The following is a 16,977-nucleotide window of genomic DNA, read 5'->3' on the forward strand; positions in this document are numbered from 1 at the left end:
GGGCGCGGCTACGGATGCGAGGGCACCGTCGTCAGCAGCGGCTCGGGCGACGTCCGGCCCGACGGCGCGCCCGTCGCGCTGATGGTGAGGACGACGGCGAGCGCGAGGGCGAGACCGGTCGCGGCGGCGATCAGGGCGCGCATACGGACCTCCCGGCGGACGGTCTGTGTCCCGGCAGCTTGCTGATGGATCGTCAGGTCCGGCACCGTAGCAACGGGCGGGCGAGATGAGAACAGGGGTGCACCCATGAACGGGTGCGCCCTCCCCGCCGGTGCGGAGAGGGCGCCCGGGTCGCTGCGGGTCAGGAGGAGGCCGACGGGCTCGGGGACGGGGACGGGCTCGCCGAGGTGTCGTCGGCGGCGACCTTCAGCTCGACGGTGAGGGTGCCGCCGCCGGGGGTGGTGATGCGGAGCAGGAAGGTGCCGGTGGTGTCGTCCGCGTACAGCTTCGGCAGGGTCAGCAGGCCCTTGGCGTCGGTCTGGAGGCCGGTGAGGGTGCGTACGGGCTTGCCGTCGGCGTCCTTGAAGTAGGGGCCCTTGTCGTTCTCGGTGGTGTCCTTGTCGGACGTGATCAGGGTGGCGGTGGCCGCGACCTTGTCCGCGACGGCGCCCTTGTACGTCGCCTTCACCTGGACCTGGTCGGCGAACTCGCCGTCCGGGGTGCAGGTCAGCGGGGTGTCGCTGGTGCGGGCCAGGGTGTCGGCGGCGCGCTCGGTGACGGTGGCCGGGTAGTCGACGCCCTTGACCTTGCGGCCCACGACGGTGGCCGTGACCTTGAAGTCGCCGGTCTTCTCTCCCGCCTCCAGCGCCGGGGCGAGGGCGACGCCCTTGGCGTCGGTGGTGACCGTGGCCACGGTCTCGCCGCCGGTGAAGGTGGCGTCGGTGTCTCCGCTGATCGTGAACCGGACCCTGACCTTGGCGACGGACTTGTCGGCCTTGGTCTCGGCGCGGGTGCCGATCCGCTCGGTGAAGGAGTGGCCGGCCATCGCGGTGAGCTTGGCGGTGCCCGCGTCCTCCAGGTGGTCCACCGTGTCGGTGGGGGTCGGCGGGGTCGTCGGCGGGACGGGCGGCTTCGGCGGCTTGGGGTTCGGGTTCGGGCTGTCGTGCCCGTTGCCGGGCGTGCTGGGCTTGGGGTCCGGCTTGGGATCCGGCTTGTGCCGAGGCTTGGTCCTCGGCGGGTTGGAGTGCTTCCGGGGCTGGGCGCGCGGGATGTCGTCGTCGCTGCGGTGGGCGGGCAGACCGCCGGTGCCGTCGGGCACGGAGTGGGTGCCCTTGCGGTAGTACTCCAGCCAGTTGAGGACCAGGTTCAGATAGTCCTGCGAGTTGTTGTAGCTGAGGATCGCCTGGTGCAGGTCTCGCTCGTCCGAGAGGTCCCACCCGCTGCGGCACAGGTAGTGGCCGGCGGCGAGGGCGGCGTCGTAGACGTTGTTGGGGTCTTTCCTGCCGTCGCCGTTGCCGTCGCGGCCGGCCCAGGCCCAGGTCGACGGGATGAACTGCATGGGGCCGACGGCCTGGTCGTACACGCTGTTGCCGTCGTACGCGCCGTGGTCGGTGTCCTTGATGAGCGCGAAGCCGTTGCCGTCGAGGGCCGGGCCCAGGATCCGGCCGAGCGTGGTGCCGTCCGCGTCGACCCGGCCGCCGCGGGCCTGGCCCGACTCCACCTTGCCGATGGCGGCGAGCAGTTGCCAGGGCAGATTGCAGCCGGGCTTGGAGGAGCGCAGTTCGGCCTCGGCCTTCTTGTAGGCGTCGAGGACCGTCGCCGGGATACCGGCCTCGGCGTCACCCCGGGCCACGGGAGTGCCGGCGGTCGGCGAGGGGCTGGGATTGGGGCTGTTGAGCGGCGGCAGGTCCGTGTAGTACGGGGAGTTGCCGGTGGCGTTGTCGTCGGAGGACGTGTCGGGCACGGGGGCGGAGGCGCCGGCCGTGGTCTGTCTGCCGTGGTCCTCGCCGGTCGCTCCCGGAGCCTGGGACGCGGACAGAGCCGCGACCGCTGCCGCGGCCACGGCGGTGGTCGCCGCTCCCTTGCGCAGCCGCCTTCCGAAATGCGCCGCCATCGAGTGAACCCCTCCTGTGGACGCCCTGCGTCCGTCTCCGTCTATCTGCGTCTGCTCTGGTGTGACGGTTGACCCGGTGATCTGGTTGCCCTGTGTCGCCCTTGAGTCTCTGTGACGTGTGTTCGACCCCGAGCGCCCGGCAGGGGACGCAGGTGACCCTACGGCAACTTTCTTGGGGCCGGGAACCGTTCTGGCCCGTTTTCACCGGTTGGCCAACTGCCGTCGGCGCCTCCGGCTCCGGACGGGTGTCCCGCATACTGGACGGACTTGATCATCGGTCCGGCGCCGTGGCCGACGACCGCTCCAGGGGGCTCTGTTGCCGTTCACGCTCAGTCATGCCGCCGCCGTCCTGCCCGCGGTCCGCCGGGACGGGACCGGCCGTGGGCCGCTGGTGCCGGCGGTGCTCGTCGCGGGGTCCTTCGCGCCCGACATGACCTTCTATGGGGCGAGTGTCCTTCCGGGTGCCATGGAATTCGGCGCCGTCACACACTCGTTCGCCGGGGTCGGCACGGTCGATGTACTCATCTCCTGGACGCTGGTGGGGCTGTGGCTGCTCGTCCGAGAACCGTTGCTCGCACTGCTGCCCCGCAGCAGGCAGGGGCGGCCGGCCGTGCTGCTGCGCTGCGGTGCGCCACGCGCGCGGGTACGGGCCGTGTCGGTGGGGCGGTGGTACGGCTCCGCCGTGCTGGGCGCGCTGACCCATGTGGTGTGGGACGCGTTCACGCATCACGGGCGGTGGGGGACGCGACTGATACCGGCCGTCGGGCGGGGCGGCCCGGCGGGCATGCCGCTGTACTCGTGGCTGCAGTACGGCTCGTCCGTGGCGGGCGCGCTCGTCATTGCGGTGTTCGCCGTGCGTGCCCTCCGGCGGGCTCCGGCCGGAGAGCCGGTGGGGGTGCCCGTGCTGTGCAGGCGGGACCGGTGGTGGGCCGGCGCGGTGATCGGCGGCTGTGCGGTGGCCGGGGCGGTACAGCGGGCCGCGCGCTGGTGGTCGTCCAGGGGCACGCCGGAGCGGCCGTGGGAGCTGGTGCCCACCCTGTGCTTCGGGGTGGGCGCCGGGCTGGTCCTGGGGCTGGTGCTGTACGCCGTCGGCGTCAGGGTGTGGCGTCCGGGCCCGGTTCCGGACGGCCCCGGTGGGGTGGTCGGTGCGGGCCGGACGAAGCCGGTCGCTCGGTGAGGGACGCGACGAAGACCGTGAGGGTGGGCCGGGGACGCGATCTCGGGACCGCGGTGAGCGCGAGGGCGAGGTAGCCGCGGGCGAGGTCGGCCCACTGGCGCCAGTCCGGAGCGTGGCCCGCGTGGGCGGTCAGACCGGCGAGTCCGTGCCGCAGGTGCGTGGCGGCTCTGCGGACCGTCGCGGCCAGGTCGGCGGGGATGCGGGCGGTGCTTGCGTCGGCCGCGAGGGCCGGGACCGGCGAGGCGGGCATGGCCTGCGCCGAGGCGGTGTCCGCCCAGGCCCGGGTGTCTGCCTCGGGCGTCCGGCGGTGAAGCATGCGTATACCCATGCCCGCAGTTTTGCGGCTGTGGGGGGTGGGGGGCGTTTTGGCGGGGGCCACGTGAGTGACGGTTCCCTCCGGGGGTTCGGCCGGATTTGCGTGGGCGCCGGGTCACTGCGCAGGTGGGGTGGGCGGGAGTCGCGGGTTACGGCGCATCCGGCACCGCCGGTGTGCGCCGGGGGCTGAGCGCCGCTGCGGCGGCGAAAAAGCTGTCGGCGGCGCGCTTGTCGGCGGCGGCCGTGGTGGTTGGCGCGGTCCTCGTGTCCTCGTCGTGCTGTTGCCGGTACCGCTGCTGTGGAGGGGGCGTTGCAGGTCAGGGCGGCTGCGACGCCCCCTTCCACCGAGGCGCCGGCGGCTAGTGGGCTGCCGACTCCCAGTCCGGGCCCACGCCCACCGAGACGTCCAGGGGAGCGTGCAGCTGGACGGCGTTCGCCATTTCGCGGCGGACGATCTCCTCCGCGGCGGCCCGCTCGCCGGGGGCGATCTCCAGGACGATTTCGTCGTGGACCTGGAGGAGCATGCGGGACTTCAGGTCCGCTGCCCGCAGTGCGCTGTCCACCTTGAGCATGGCGATCTTGACGATATCGGCCGCCGTGCCCTGGATGGGCGCGTTCAGGGCCATGCGCTCGGCCGCCTCGCGGCGCTGGCGGTTGTCGCTGTTGAGGTCCGGCAGGTAACGGCGGCGGCCGAAGAGCGTCGCCGTGTAGCCCGTCGCCCGTGCCTCGTCGACCGCCCGGCGGAGGTAGTCCCGGACGCCGCCGAAGCGCTCGAAGTACGCGTCCATCAGGGCGCGTGCCTCCGCCGCCTCGATGTTCAGCTGCTGGGAGAGGCCGAAGGCGGACAGGCCGTAGGCCAGGCCGTACGACATCGCCTTGATCTTGCGGCGCATCTCCGCGTCCACCGCGCCGGGCTCGACGCCGAAGACCTGGGAGGCGGCGGTGGTGTGCAGGTCCTCGCCGGAGGTGAACGCCTGGATCAGGCCCTCGTCCTCGGAGAGGTGGGCCATCACGCGCAGCTCGATCTGGCTGTAGTCGGCGGTCATCAGGGACTCGAAGCCCTCGCCCACGACGAAGCCGCGGCGGATGGCCCGGCCCTCGTCCGTGCGGACCGGGATGTTCTGCAGGTTCGGGTCCGTGGAGGACAGCCGGCCGGTCGCGGCCACCGTCTGGTTGAAGGTGGTGTGGATACGGCCGTCACCCGCGACGGTCTTGATCAGGCCCTCGACCGTGACCCGCAGCTTCGCCTGCTCGCGGTGGCGGAGCATGATCACCGGCAGCTCGTTGTCGGTCTGGGTGGCGAGCCAGGCCAGGGCGTCGGCGTCGGTGGTGTAGCCGGTCTTGGTCTTCTTGGTCTTCGGCAGGGCCAGCTCCTCGAAGAGGACCTGCTGGAGCTGCTTGGGCGAGCCCAGGTTGAACTCGTGGCCGGCGGCGGCGTGCGCCTCCTTCACGGCCTGCTGCACCGCGCCCGCGAACATCTGCTCCATCGCTTCGAGGTGCGCCCGGTCGGCCGCGATGCCGTGCCGCTCCATGCGGGCGAGCAGGGCGGACGTCGGCAGCTCCATGTCGCGCAGCAGTTCCGCCGCGCCGACCTCTTCGAGGCGGGTCCGGAAGGCGGCACCGAGGTCGAGGACCGCGCGGGCCTGGATCATCAGCGCCTCGGCCTCGGCGCCCTCGTCGGTGCCGAAGGCCAGCTGGCCGTCGGCCGCGGCGGCGGGCGCCAGCTCGCGGTGCAGGTACTCCAAGGACAGCGCGTCCAGGTCGAAGGAGCGACGGCCCGGCTTGACGAGGTAGGCGGCGAGCGCGGTGTCCATGGTCACACCGTCGACGGACCAGCCGTGCTCGGCGAAGACGCGCATGGCGCCCTTGGCGTCGTGGAACACCTTGGGGCGGGCGGCGTCGGCCAGCCAGGCCGCGAACGCGTTCTCGTCGGCCTCGTCCAGCTCCGCCGGGTCGAACCAGGCCGCCGCTCCCCCGGCCGCGGCCAGGGCGACCTCGGCCACCGAGCCGGTGCCCAGCGCCCAGGTGTCGACGGTGGCGACGCCCAGGGTCTCGGCGCCGTGCTCGGCGAGCCAGCCGGTCAGCTCGCCGGTGTGCAGGATCGTGCCGTCCAGCTCCACGCCGTCGGTGGCGATCGGCGTGACCTCGGCCTCCTCGGTGCCGGGATCGACGGCGAAGAGGCGCTCGCGCAGGGACGGGTTGCGGATCTCCAGGGTGTCCAGGACCATCGCGACGGCCTTGCGGTCGTACGCGGCCCGCTCCAGGTCGGCGACCGACCTGGTCAGCTCGACCTGGCGCTCCAGCTCGGTCAGGACGCGGTTGAGCTTGACCGATTCCAGGTGGTCGCGGAGGTTCTGCCCGGCCTTGCCCTTGACCTCGTCGACGCGCTCGACCAGCTGCGCGAACGAGCCGAACTGGTTGATCCACTTCGCGGCGGTCTTCTCGCCGACGCCGGGAATGCCGGGGAGGTTGTCGGACGGGTCGCCGCGCAGGGCCGCGAAGTCCGGGTACTGGGCCGGTGTCAGGCCGTACTTCTCGAACACCTTCTCCGGGGTGAACCGGGTCAGCTCCGAGACGCCCTTCGTCGGATAGAGCACCGTGATGTTGTCGGTGACCAGCTGGAAGGAGTCACGGTCGCCGGTGACGATCAGCACCTCGAAGCCCTCGGCCTCGGCCTGGGTGGCGAGGGTGGCGATGATGTCGTCCGCCTCGAAGCCGTCGACGGCGAAGCGCGGGGCGTGCATCGCGTCGAGCAGTTCGCCGATCAGCTCGACCTGGCCCTTGAACTCGTCCGGGGTCTTGGAGCGGTTCGCCTTGTACTCGGTGAACCGCTCGGAGCGCCAGGTCTTGCGGGAGACGTCGAAGGCCACGGCGAAGTGCGTGGGCTCCTCGTCACGCAGGGTGTTGGCCAGCATCGACGCGAAGCCGTAGATCGCGTTCGTCGGCTGGCCGGTCGCGGTCGTGAAGTTCTCCGCGGGCAGCGCGAAGAACGCGCGGTAAGCGAGGGAGTGCCCGTCCATGAGCATCAGCCGGGGACGGGGGCCGCCGGGGGTCTTGTCGGTCTTCTTCGATGCTGTCTCTGCCACGTCCCCGATCCTGCCACGCCGCACTGACAGTCCGGGTCGCGTCCGGCTGGTGGCTGTGAGCACCGGCACAGCGATCGACGAGCGAGCGACGGACGGACGGAGGGAGGGCGGCCGGGGCGGGCAGGGGGCGGCACCGTTGTCGGTGGCGCGTGGGAGGATCGTCTGCGTACTCGGACCGCGCAGTCGAAGAGGAGCGTGCGATGGCGACGAAGCCGCCGAAGGGTGATCCGGTTCAGGACGCTCCGCAGGTCACGGGGCCGAAGCACGCGGCCGCGGGGCTGCCCGCCATCGGGCACACGCTGCGCATCGCCCAGCAGCAGATGGGCGTGCGGCGCACGGCGCTGACCTTGCTGCGGGTGAACCAGAAGGACGGGTTCGACTGCCCTGGCTGCGCCTGGCCGGAGCCGGACCACCGGCACAAGGCGGAGTTCTGCGAGAACGGCGCGAAGGCGGTGGCCGAGGAGGCCACCCTGCGCCGGGTCACCCCGGAGTTCTTCGCCGCGCACTCCGTGGCCGACCTGGCGACGCGGAGCGGTTACTGGCTGGGTCAGCAGGGGCGGCTCACGCACCCCATGTATCTGCCCGAGGGCGGCACGCACTACGAGCCGGTCGGCTGGGAGCGCGCCTTCGACATCGTCGCCGAGGAGATCGCCGCGCTCTCCTCCCCCGACGAGGCCGTCTTCTACACCTCGGGCCGTACCAGCAACGAGGCCGCGTTCCTGTACCAGCTCTTCGCACGCGAGCTGGGCACGAACAACCTGCCGGACTGCTCCAACATGTGCCACGAGTCGTCCGGGTCGGCGCTCAGCGAGACCATCGGCATCGGCAAGGGCAGCGTCCTGCTCGAGGACCTGTACAAGGCCGACCTGATCATCGTCGCCGGGCAGAACCCGGGCACGAACCACCCGCGCATGCTCTCGGCGCTGGAGAAGGCCAAGGCGAACGGCGCGAAGATCATCAGCGTCAATCCGCTGCCCGAGGCGGGCCTGGAGCGGTTCAAGAACCCGCAGACCCCGAAGGGCATGCTCAGGGGCGCCTCGCTCACGGATCTGTTCCTGCAGATCCGCATCGGGGGCGACCAGGCGCTCTTCCGGCTCCTCAACAAGCTCATCCTGGAGACGGACGGCGCGGTCGACGAGGAGTTCGTCCGCGAACACACCCATGGCTTCGAGGAGTTCGCAGACGCGGCCCGGGCCGCCGACTGGGACGAGACGCTGAAGGCGACCGGCCTCACCCGGGAAGAGATCGAGCAGGCCCTCGGCATGGCGCTCGCCTCGCAGCGGACCATCGTCTGCTGGGCCATGGGCCTCACCCAGCACAAGCACGCCGTCCCGACCATCCGCGAGGTGGTCAACTTCCTGCTGCTGCGCGGCAACATCGGCCGGCCGGGCGCGGGCGTGTGCCCGGTGCGCGGCCACTCGAACGTGCAGGGCGACCGCACGATGGGCATCTTCGAGCGTCCCGCGCCGGCCTTCCTGGACGCGCTGGAGAAGGAGTTCGGGTTCGCGCCGCCGCGCGAGCACGGCTTCGACGTCGTACGGGCCATCCGCGCGCTGCGCGACGGCGAGGCGAAGGTGTTCTTCGCCATGGGCGGCAACTTCGTCTCCGCCTCCCCCGACACCGAGGTGACCGAGGCCGCGATGCGCCGCGCGCGGCTGACCGTGCATGTGTCGACCAAGCTGAACCGCTCGCACGTCGTCACGGGCGCGCGGGCGCTGATCCTGCCCACGCTGGGCCGCACCGAGCGGGACCTGCAGGCGAGCGGCGAGCAGTTCGTGACCGTCGAGGACTCGATGGGCATGGTGCACGCCTCGCGCGGGCGGCTGGCGCTGGCGGGCCCGCAGCTGAGGTCGGAACCGGCGATCATCTGCGGCCTCGCACGCCGGGTGCTCGGCGCGGACAGCGTCGTGCCGTGGGAGGAGTTCGAGAAGGACTACGCGACGATCCGGGACCGCATCGCGCGCGTGGTCCCCGGTTTCCAGGACTTCAACGCGCGCGTGGCCCGGCCGGGCGGCTTCACGCTGCCGCACGCCCCGCGCGACGAGCGCCGTTTCCCGACCGCCACGGGCAAGGCGAACTTCACGGCGGCGCGGGTGGAGTATCCCGAACTGCCCGAGGGGCGGCTGCTGTTGCAGACACTGCGCTCGCACGACCAGTACAACACCACGATCTACGGCCTGGACGACCGGTACCGGGGCATCACGGGCGGGCGCCGGGTGGTGCTGGTGCATCCCGAGGACGCGCGGTCGCTGGGATTCGCCGAGGGGTCGTACGTGGACCTGGTCGGCGAGTGGAAGGACGGCGTGGAGCGGCGGGCGCCCGGTTTCCGGGTCGTGCACTACCCGACGACCCGGGGCTGCGCCGCGGCGTACTACCCCGAGACGAACGTCCTGGTCCCGCTCGACGCCACCGCCGACACGAGCAACACTCCGGCCAGCAAGTCCGTGGTCGTACGTCTCGAACGTCACACCGGGGCCACGGACGGCCGTCTGGAACAATCGGCGACCGACTGAGCGTTTGCTCAGCCAGGAGTCAGCTGGACCAAGAACGGAGCCGGGCCCATGGGCGAGCAGCAGCGAGTGAAGTTCCCGCAGGAGATCATCGACGAGTACGCGGCGCTCGGTGTCGACCTGCCCGCCCTGTTCTCGGCCGGGCACCTCGGCACGCGCATGGGTGTGCAGATCCTGGAGGCATCGCCGGACAAGGTCGTCGGGACCATGCCGGTGGAGGGCAACACCCAGCCGTACGGCCTGCTGCACGGCGGCGCCTCCGCGGTGCTGGCGGAGACCCTGGGTTCGGTCGGCTCGATGCTGCACGGCGGCCACTCGAAGATCGCGGTGGGAGTGGACCTGAACTGCACGCACCACCGCGGGGTCCGTTCAGGCCTGGTGACGGGTGTGGCCACGCCGGTGCACCGGGGCCGTTCGACGGCGACGTACGAGATCGTGATCAGCGACGAGGAGGGCCGCCGGGTGTGCAGTGCCCGGCTGACCTGCCTGTTGCGGGACGTGAACAAGGACGACGCGGCGCGCGTCCGGGGCGCGGGCGCCTGACGTCGACTCGGCGGGGCCCACGCGGCCCCGCCAAGCCGCCGTACCCCTCGAAGACTTGACGGCAGATCAGCCGACGGCCCACGAGTCCGCCCGGAAGCCTCGTCTTCTTTTCCCCCGCGTAACTCTCCGTAATACGCGTGCAATATACATTTGTGCATTCACTCCCGCCTCCCGGTGTGGACAACGCCCCTCGGGGCCCCCGGAAGTCGCCTGCAGCAACAGTGATGCGTCATTAGCAAATCGCCTGAGACACCTGAACTGATCATGGTGGGTCCTGCGGGTTCTCAGAATGCGGACGGGGTGAATCGGCCTGAATTCCTGTTTTCCACCCCACGCTGTACCGCTCTGCATTACCCCGTGTCATAACAAGAGCGTCACAGCCTTGGTCAAGCTCTCCTCCACGTTCCCTACACACGCTTAGAGTCACCGCCAGTCACCGCTCCATCGGGAGTTCGGTACCGGCGCGGCACCCACCGCTCCCCTTGTTCCGGGGGTGGAATGTGCCTGCGGAAAGGATCGATTGTGCGACAGCGTTCTCTGGTGATTCTTACCTCCGTGCTGACCACCGGAGCTCTGACTCTCACCGCGTGTGGCTCCCGCGACAAGGACAACAAGGGCGGCGACGGCGGCAACGTGACGGTCACGATCGGCGTCGACGCCCCGCTGACCGGCCAGAACTCCGCGACGGGTCTGGGTATTCAGTACGGCGCCCAGATCGCCGTCGACGACGCCAACAAGAACAAGACCGTCCCCGGCGTCACCTTCAAGATCAAGCCGCTGGACGACAAGGCGATCCCCGCCACCGGCCAGCAGAACGCCACCCAGCTCGTCCAGGACAAGAGCGTCCTCGGCGTCGTCGGCCCGCTCAACTCCGGTGTGGCCACGCAGATGCAGCAGGTCTTCGCCACCGCCAACCTGGTGGAGATCTCCCCGTCCAACACGGGAGTCGAGCTGACCCAGGGCAAGAACTGGCAGACCAGCAAGTCCCGCCCGTTCAAGACCTACTTCCGCACCGCGACCACCGACGCACTGCAGGGTGCCTACGCGGCGGACTACGCCTACAACGGCATTCACAAGAAGAAGGCGTTCGTCGTCGACGACAAGCAGACCTACGGCGCGGGCCTCTCCAAGATCTTCAAGGAGCAGTTCGTCAAGCAGGGCGGAAAGATCATCGGCACCGACCACGTCAACACCGGTGACCGCGACTTCTCCACGCTGGTCACCAAGATCAAGAACTCGGGCGCCGACATTCTGTACTACGGCGGCCAGTACGACGAGTCCGAGGTGCTGACCAAGCAGCTCAAGGACGCCGGCGCCAAGATCCCGCTGTTCGGCGGCGACGGCATGTTCACCCCGACCTACATCAAGACCGCCGGCAAGGCCGCCGAGGGCGACCTGGTGACCTCCATCGGTGTCCCGGTCGACACCCTGCCCGCCGCCAAGGACTTCGTGGCCACCTACAAGGCCAAGAAGTACCCCGGTGACTACGGCACTTACGGCTCGTACTCCTACGACGCCACCACCGCGATCATCAAGGCCGTCGGCCAGGTCGTGAAGGACGGCAAGATTCCGTCCGACGCCCGCAGCCAGGTCGTCGACGCCGTCCAGAAGACCTCCTTCGACGGCATCTCCGGCAAGATCTCGTTCGACGAGTACGGCGACACCACGAACAAGCAGCTGACCGTCTACCAGGTCACCAAGGGTGAGTGGAAGTCCGTCAAGAGCGGCACGGCCAACCCGAAGTAACCCACCCGAGCACACCGCCTCACCAGGGCCGCGCGGCGCAGACCACCGTCACCGCGCGGCCCGCCTTCTACCCCCCTTGACTCTCCCCACCCACATGGAGGCCATGCGGTGAACACCTTGCCGCAGCAGCTGGCCAACGGGCTGTTCCTCGGCTCGATGTACGGGCTGATCGCCATCGGCTACACGATGGTGTACGGCATCGTCCAGCTCATCAACTTCGCCCACGGCGAGATCTTCATGACCGGAGGTTTCGGCGCCCTCACGGTCTACCTCGTCCTGCCGGACGGCATATCCATGTGGATAGCCCTGCCGGCGATGCTGATCGGCGGTGCACTGGTCGCCGTACTCATCGCCGTCGGCGCCGAGCGTTTCGCCTACCGTCCGCTGCGCGGCGCGCCACGCCTCGCCCCGCTGATCACCGCGATCGGTCTGTCGCTCGCGCTGCAGCAGGCGGTCTTCAACTGGTACAACATCGACGGCGACGCCAAGTCCGCCCGGGTCTTCCCGCAGTTGCCGTTCGGCCCGCTGCACCTCGGCTCCGTGACCGTGCAGAGCGGTGACGTCTTCCTGATCATCGCTGCCCCGGTGTGCATGGCGGTCCTCGCCTTCTTCGTCCGGCTCTCCCGCACCGGCCGCGCCATGCAGGCCACCGCCCAGGACCCGGACACCGCCCAGCTGATGGGCATCGACACCAACCGCATCATCGTCATCGCCTTCGCCATCGGCGGCTTCTTCGCGGCCGTCGCCGGTGTCTCGTACGGCCTCAAGTACGGTTCCGTCTCCTACGACATGGGCTTCATCGCCGGTCTGAAGGCGTTCACCGCGGCCGTCCTCGGCGGCATCGGCAACATCTACGGCGCCATGCTCGGCGGCATCGTCCTCGGCATCGCGGAGGCCATGGCCACCGCCTACATCGCCGACATCCCCGGCATGCAGCAGCTCGGCGGCGGCGGCTGGGCCGCCGTGTGGGCCTTCGTCCTCCTCATCCTCGTACTCCTCTTCAGGCCACAGGGCCTGCTCGGCGAACGCGTCGCGGACAGGGCGTGAGCAGCATGACCGACATCACCACCCAGACCCCGGCCGAGGCTGCCGGGCACGGGCTCGTCCCGCTGCCCCTCGCCGTCGCGCGTCTGCTGATCGCCGTCGGCGCCGTGGGCACCATCGCCAGCACCTTCCTCAGCTGGACCTGGACGCCCGAATTCCCCGGCGACCTGACCTACTACGGATACCCGGCGGGCCTGCAGACCCTTGCCCTCGTGGCCGGCGCCCTCACCCTGCTGTTCGGGCTCACTCTGTGGAACGTCAAGGGGCTGCGCTGGCTGAACCCGGCGAACGCGGCCTCCCCCGTGCTGCTGACGGCCCTGTCGGCGTTCTCCGTCTGCTGGTTCACCGGCATCGCCATCGCCGTCGACCTCGGCGGTCTGGTCAACCTCGACCCCGGCGCCTTTGTCGCGATGGCGGCCTCCGCGCTGCCCGTCGTCGGCGCCCTCGCCCTGCCCCACCCGGCTCCGGGCACCGGCCTCCGCGGCTACGTCACCAAGCCGCAGCAGCCGCGCCCCGGCACGGTGTCCCCGCTCGCCGGGCGCGGGATCATCACCGCCGGCGTCGGGATCGCCCTGGTGACCTTCACCTACGGCATCGGCATCGACAACGACGCGAGCGAGACCTTCATCGGCTTCATGCTCCTCGTCGCCTTCGCCACCTGGGGTCTCGTCCACACCGGTCTCGTCGACCGCTACGCGACGATCTCGGCACAGCACAAGGGCTTCGCCGCGACCCTCGCCTTCGTCGCCGCAGTGGTCTTCCCCTTCACCCAGAGCGACGACCACAACGCCAACGTCGGCGTGAACATCCTGATCTTCGCCACCGTCGCCCTCGGTCTGAACATCGTCGTCGGCCTCACCGGTCTGCTCGACCTCGGTTACGTCGCGTTCCTCGGTGTCGGCGCCTACGCGGCCGCCCTGGTCTCCGGCTCGGAGTACTCCCGGTTCTCCGGTGTGCACTTCCCGTTCTGGGCCGCAGCCCTCACCGGCATGGCCGCCTCCCTGGTCTTCGGTGTGCTGATCGGCGCGCCGACCCTGCGGTTGCGGGGCGACTACCTGGCCATCGTCACGCTCGGCTTCGGTGAGATCTTCCGTATCACCGTCAACAACCTCGACGGCGACTCCGGGCCGAACATCACCCGCGGCCCCAACGGCATCACCCAGATCCCGGATCTGAACATCTTCGGCTTCAACCTGGGCGAGGCGCACGACATCGGGGGATTCACCCTGGGCCGGTTCGCCAACTACCTGCTCCTGATGCTCGTCGTCACGGCGATCGTCGTGCTCGTCTTCACCCGCGCCGCCGACTCCCGCATCGGCCGCTCCTGGATCGCCATCCGCGAGGACGAGACCGCCGCCACGGCCATGGGCATCAACGGCTTCCGCGTCAAGCTGATCGCCTTCGCCCTCGGTGCCTCCCTCGCGGGCCTCGCCGGCACCGTGATGGCACACGTCAACTTCAGCGTGAACCCGCAGCCCTACCAGTTCGCCGGCGCCGCCCCGCCCAACTCGGCCTTCCTCCTGGCCGCCGTCGTCCTCGGCGGCATGGGCACCGTCAGCGGCCCGCTGCTCGGCGCGAGCGTCCTCTACCTGGTCCCGGAGAAGCTCCAGTTCCTGCAGAACTACGAGCTGTTCACCTTCGGCATCGCGCTGATCCTGCTGATGCGCTTCCGCCCGGAGGGCATCATCGCCAACCGCCGCCGCCAGCTGGAGTTCCACGAGACCGGCCAGCTCGACGTACCGGCGCAAGCGACGCTGACCGACGATCCGGCCGTCACCAAGGCAGGGGCGTAAGGAACCATGACGACACCTGTACTCGAAGCCCGTGACGTCACGATGCGCTTCGGCGGTCTGACCGCCGTCCGGTCCGTCGACTTCACGGTCAACAGCGGCGAGATCGTCGGCCTCATCGGCCCGAACGGCGCCGGCAAGACCACCTTCTTCAACTGCCTCACCGGTCTGTACGTCCCCACCGAGGGCACGGTCGCCTACCAGGGCAAGGTGCTGCCGCCCAAGCCGCACCTGGTGACGCAGGCGGGCATCGCCCGCACCTTCCAGAACATCCGGCTCTTCGCGAACATGACCGTGCTGGAGAACGTCCTCGTGGGCCGCCACACGCGGACCAAGGAGGGCCTGTGGTCGGCGCTGCTGCGCGGCCCCGGGTTCCGCAAGGCCGAGAAGGAGTCCGAGGCGAAGGCCATGGAACTCCTGGAGTTCGTCGGCCTCGACGCCAAGCGCGACCACCTCGCCCGCAACCTGCCCTACGGCGAGCAGCGCAAGCTGGAGATCGCGCGGGCACTGGCGAGCGAGCCGGGCCTGCTGCTGCTCGACGAGCCGACGGCCGGCATGAACCCGCAGGAGACCCGGACGACGGAGGAACTGGTCTTCGCCATCCGGGACAAGGGCGTCGCCGTCCTCGTCATCGAGCACGACATGCGGTTCATCTTCAACCTGTGCGACCGGGTCGCCGTGCTCGTCCAGGGCGAGAAGCTCGTCGAGGGCACCTCCGAGGTCGTCCAGGCCGACGAGCGCGTCGTCGCCGCCTACCTGGGCGAACCCTTCGAGGGCGACCCCGGGGAGGCGGAGGCCACAGAGGTCGAGGCCGCCGAGGCCGCCGCCGAGGCCGGATCCGACGCCGGTCCGGCAGAGGAGTCCGACGCGGAGTCCGACGCCGGTCCGGCAGACGAATCCGACGCGGAGTCCGACGGGGCCGCCGACGCGGAGAGCACCAGCACCACCAAGGGAGAGGCCCAGTGACCGCACTGCTGGAGGTCGAGGACCTCAGGGTCGCCTACGGCAAGATCGAGGCCGTCAAGGGCATCTCGTTCAGCGTCGAGGCCGGCCAGGTCGTCACCCTCATCGGCACCAACGGCGCCGGCAAGACGACGACCCTGCGCACGCTCTCGGGGCTGCTCAAGCCCACGTCCGGGAAGATCGTGTTCGACGGCAAGCCGCTCACCGGCGTACCGGCGCACAAGATCGTCGCCCTGGGGCTCGCCCACTCCCCCGAGGGCCGGCACATCTTCCCCCGCCTGTCCATCGCCGAGAACCTCCAGCTCGGCGCCTTCCTCCGCAAGGACAAGGAGGGCATCGAGAAGGACATCCAGCGCGCCTACGACCTCTTCCCGATCCTCGGGGAGCGGCGCAAGCAGGCCGCCGGCACCCTCTCCGGCGGTGAGCAGCAGATGCTGGCCATGGGGCGCGCCCTGATGTCCCAGCCCAAGCTGCTGATGCTGGACGAGCCGTCCATGGGTCTGTCGCCGATCATGATGCAGAAGATCATGGCGACGATCTCCGAGCTGAAGTCGCAGGGCACGACGATCCTGCTGGTCGAACAGAACGCCCAGGCGGCGCTCTCACTCGCCGATCAGGGTCATGTCATGGAGGTCGGCAACATCGTCCTGTCCGGCACGGGCCAGGATCTGCTGCACGACGAGTCGGTCCGCAAGGCGTACCTGGGCGAGGACTAGGCCCGCGACGCCGGGATGATCCAAACGACACCCCCAGCTCCGCCGGTTCGGCCGGACACCGCGGCTCCGTCGTGTCCGGTCGCGCAGTTCCCCGCGCCCCTTGGTCGGCGCGGGGAACGTCGGCGGGAAGAGTCAGCCCTTCTTGGCCGCCTTCTTCTCCTCGCTGTCCGCGATGACCGCCTCGGCGACCTGCTGCATCGACATGCGACGGTCCATGGAGGTCTTCTGGATCCAGCGGAACGCGGCCGGCTCGGTCAGGCCGTACTCGGTCTGCAGGATGGACTTCGCGCGATCGACCAGCTTGCGGGTCTCCAGGCGCTGGGTGAGGTCGGCGACCTCCTTCTCCAGCTGCTTCAGCTCGGTGAAGCGGGAGACGGCCATCTCGATGGCGGGGACCACGTCGCTCTTGCTGAACGGCTTGACCAGGTACGCCATGGCGCCGGCGTCCCGGGCGCGCTCGACGAGGTCGCGCTGCGAGAAGGCGGTGAGCATCAGGACCGGTGCGATGGACTCCTCGGCGATCTTCTCGGCCGCGGAGATGCCGTCCAGCTTGGGCATCTTCACATCCAGGATGACCAGGTCCGGCTTGTGCTCGCGGGCCAGCTCGACGGCCTGCTCGCCGTCGCCGGCCTCACCGACGACGGTGTACCCCTCCTCCTCCAGCATCTCCTTCAGGTCGAGCCGGATCAGGGCCTCGTCCTCGGCGATGACGACACGGGTCGTCAGCGGAGGCACGTGCGACTTGTCGTCGTCGGGCGCGTCTTCGGGCTGGGGCGACTCGGCGGTCACGGGGGCTCCTCGTTCAGGCAGGGCACTGCTTACAAGAGCCTACCTAGCTACGGTATGGTGGACGCGCGGAGGGTCGGGGGAAACCTTGGATTCTGCGAGCCCCGGTAGCCCAATTGGCAGCAGGCAACGGATTCAAAACCCGTACAGTGTCGGTTCGAGTCCGACTCGGGGCACTTTTCCTTGGATTCCAAGGTCAGCCCTTTTGGCGGGCCCCTCTCGATGAGGGGCCCTTCGTCGTCGTAGGC

Annotated in this window: 13 protein-coding genes and 1 tRNA gene; 9 read left to right on the forward strand and 5 right to left on the reverse strand. The window is 69.9% G+C overall.

Going from position 1 to position 16,977, the window contains the following annotated elements:
- Positions 1–8 precede the first annotated feature (8 nt).
- Positions 9–143, reverse strand: a complete 135-nt coding sequence (locus ACZ41I_RS21785) for an SPW_0924 family protein (protein ID WP_363213631.1) — start codon at positions 141–143, stop codon at positions 9–11.
- Positions 144–301: 158 nt separating this feature from the next.
- Positions 302–2,053, reverse strand: a complete 1,752-nt coding sequence (locus tag ACZ41I_RS21790) for a lytic transglycosylase domain-containing protein (RefSeq protein WP_468514837.1) — start codon at positions 2,051–2,053, stop codon at positions 302–304.
- A gap of 316 nt (positions 2,054–2,369) precedes the next feature.
- On the opposite strand from ACZ41I_RS21790, the gene ACZ41I_RS21795 reads away from it, so the two are divergent.
- Positions 2,370–3,230 (forward strand): DUF4184 family protein, encoded by an 861-nt coding sequence (locus ACZ41I_RS21795; RefSeq protein ID WP_468514838.1) that lies wholly within the window; start codon positions 2,370–2,372, stop codon positions 3,228–3,230.
- Here the strand turns inward: ACZ41I_RS21795 and ACZ41I_RS21800 are convergent.
- Positions 3,148–3,558 carry a hypothetical protein gene (locus ACZ41I_RS21800; RefSeq protein WP_468514839.1) on the reverse strand — a complete coding sequence of 137 codons (411 nt, stop codon included), beginning with the start codon at positions 3,556–3,558 and terminating at the stop codon, positions 3,148–3,150. The genes ACZ41I_RS21795 and ACZ41I_RS21800 overlap by 83 nt on opposite strands.
- A gap of 346 nt (positions 3,559–3,904) precedes the next feature.
- Complete coding sequence (gene polA / locus ACZ41I_RS21805) at positions 3,905–6,631, reverse strand: DNA polymerase I (RefSeq protein WP_468514840.1); 2,727 nt, start codon at positions 6,629–6,631, stop codon at positions 3,905–3,907.
- A gap of 200 nt (positions 6,632–6,831) precedes the next feature.
- On the opposite strand from polA, the gene ACZ41I_RS21810 reads away from it, so the two are divergent.
- The 7 genes from ACZ41I_RS21810 to ACZ41I_RS21840 all read left to right on the forward strand — a co-directional run bounded on the left by ACZ41I_RS21810 (position 6,832) and on the right by ACZ41I_RS21840 (position 15,943).
- Positions 6,832–9,144, forward strand: a complete 2,313-nt coding sequence (locus ACZ41I_RS21810) for an FdhF/YdeP family oxidoreductase (protein ID WP_468514841.1) — start codon at positions 6,832–6,834, stop codon at positions 9,142–9,144.
- A gap of 48 nt (positions 9,145–9,192) precedes the next feature.
- Positions 9,193–9,684, forward strand: a complete 492-nt coding sequence (locus ACZ41I_RS21815) for a hotdog fold thioesterase (protein WP_363213624.1) — start codon at positions 9,193–9,195, stop codon at positions 9,682–9,684.
- A gap of 537 nt (positions 9,685–10,221) precedes the next feature.
- Positions 10,222–11,430: a branched-chain amino acid ABC transporter substrate-binding protein gene (locus ACZ41I_RS21820; RefSeq protein WP_468514907.1), complete on the forward strand. Its 1,209-nt coding sequence runs from the start codon at positions 10,222–10,224 to the stop codon at positions 11,428–11,430.
- A 108-nt stretch (positions 11,431–11,538) separates the two neighbouring features.
- Positions 11,539–12,477 (forward strand): branched-chain amino acid ABC transporter permease, encoded by a 939-nt coding sequence (locus ACZ41I_RS21825; RefSeq protein WP_363213622.1) that lies wholly within the window; start codon positions 11,539–11,541, stop codon positions 12,475–12,477.
- A gap of 5 nt (positions 12,478–12,482) precedes the next feature.
- Entirely contained in the window at positions 12,483–14,267 is a 1,785-nt protein-coding gene (locus tag ACZ41I_RS21830) for a branched-chain amino acid ABC transporter permease (RefSeq protein WP_468514908.1), read from the forward strand.
- A 6-nt stretch (positions 14,268–14,273) separates the two neighbouring features.
- Positions 14,274–15,230 (forward strand): ABC transporter ATP-binding protein, encoded by a 957-nt coding sequence (locus tag ACZ41I_RS21835; RefSeq protein ID WP_468514842.1) that lies wholly within the window; start codon positions 14,274–14,276, stop codon positions 15,228–15,230.
- A complete protein-coding gene (locus ACZ41I_RS21840) occupies positions 15,227–15,943 on the forward strand; it encodes an ABC transporter ATP-binding protein (RefSeq protein ID WP_363213620.1) in 717 nt (238 codons plus the stop codon). Before ACZ41I_RS21835 ends, ACZ41I_RS21840 begins: the two co-directional genes overlap by 4 nt.
- 132 nt (positions 15,944–16,075) lie before the next feature.
- Here the strand turns inward: ACZ41I_RS21840 and ACZ41I_RS21845 are convergent, their stop codons facing one another.
- Positions 16,076–16,732 carry an ANTAR domain-containing response regulator gene (locus ACZ41I_RS21845; protein ID WP_363213619.1) on the reverse strand — a complete coding sequence of 219 codons (657 nt, stop codon included), beginning with the start codon at positions 16,730–16,732 and terminating at the stop codon, positions 16,076–16,078.
- 98 nt (positions 16,733–16,830) lie between these two features.
- On the opposite strand from ACZ41I_RS21845, the gene ACZ41I_RS21850 reads away from it, so the two are divergent.
- A tRNA-Leu gene (locus tag ACZ41I_RS21850) sits at positions 16,831–16,905 on the forward strand.
- Positions 16,906–16,977 lie beyond the last annotated feature (72 nt).

The sequence above is a fragment of the Streptomyces sp. NPDC030799 genome (assembly GCF_055572255.1).

Coding starts and splice junctions, on each gene's coding strand:
- ACZ41I_RS21785 (WP_363213631.1), bottom strand. CDS start 143: ATGCGCGCCCTGATCGCCGCCGCGACCGGTCTCGCCCTCGCGCTCGCC.
- ACZ41I_RS21790 (WP_468514837.1), bottom strand. CDS start 2,053: ATGGCGGCGCATTTCGGAAGGCGGCTGCGCAAGGGAGCGGCGACCACC.
- ACZ41I_RS21800 (WP_468514839.1), bottom strand. CDS start 3,558: ATGGGTATACGCATGCTTCACCGCCGGACGCCCGAGGCAGACACCCGG.
- ACZ41I_RS21810 (WP_468514841.1), top strand. CDS start 6,832: ATGGCGACGAAGCCGCCGAAGGGTGATCCGGTTCAGGACGCTCCGCAG.
- ACZ41I_RS21815 (WP_363213624.1), top strand. CDS start 9,193: ATGGGCGAGCAGCAGCGAGTGAAGTTCCCGCAGGAGATCATCGACGAG.
- ACZ41I_RS21830 (WP_468514908.1), top strand. CDS start 12,483: ATGACCGACATCACCACCCAGACCCCGGCCGAGGCTGCCGGGCACGGG.
- ACZ41I_RS21835 (WP_468514842.1), top strand. CDS start 14,274: ATGACGACACCTGTACTCGAAGCCCGTGACGTCACGATGCGCTTCGGC.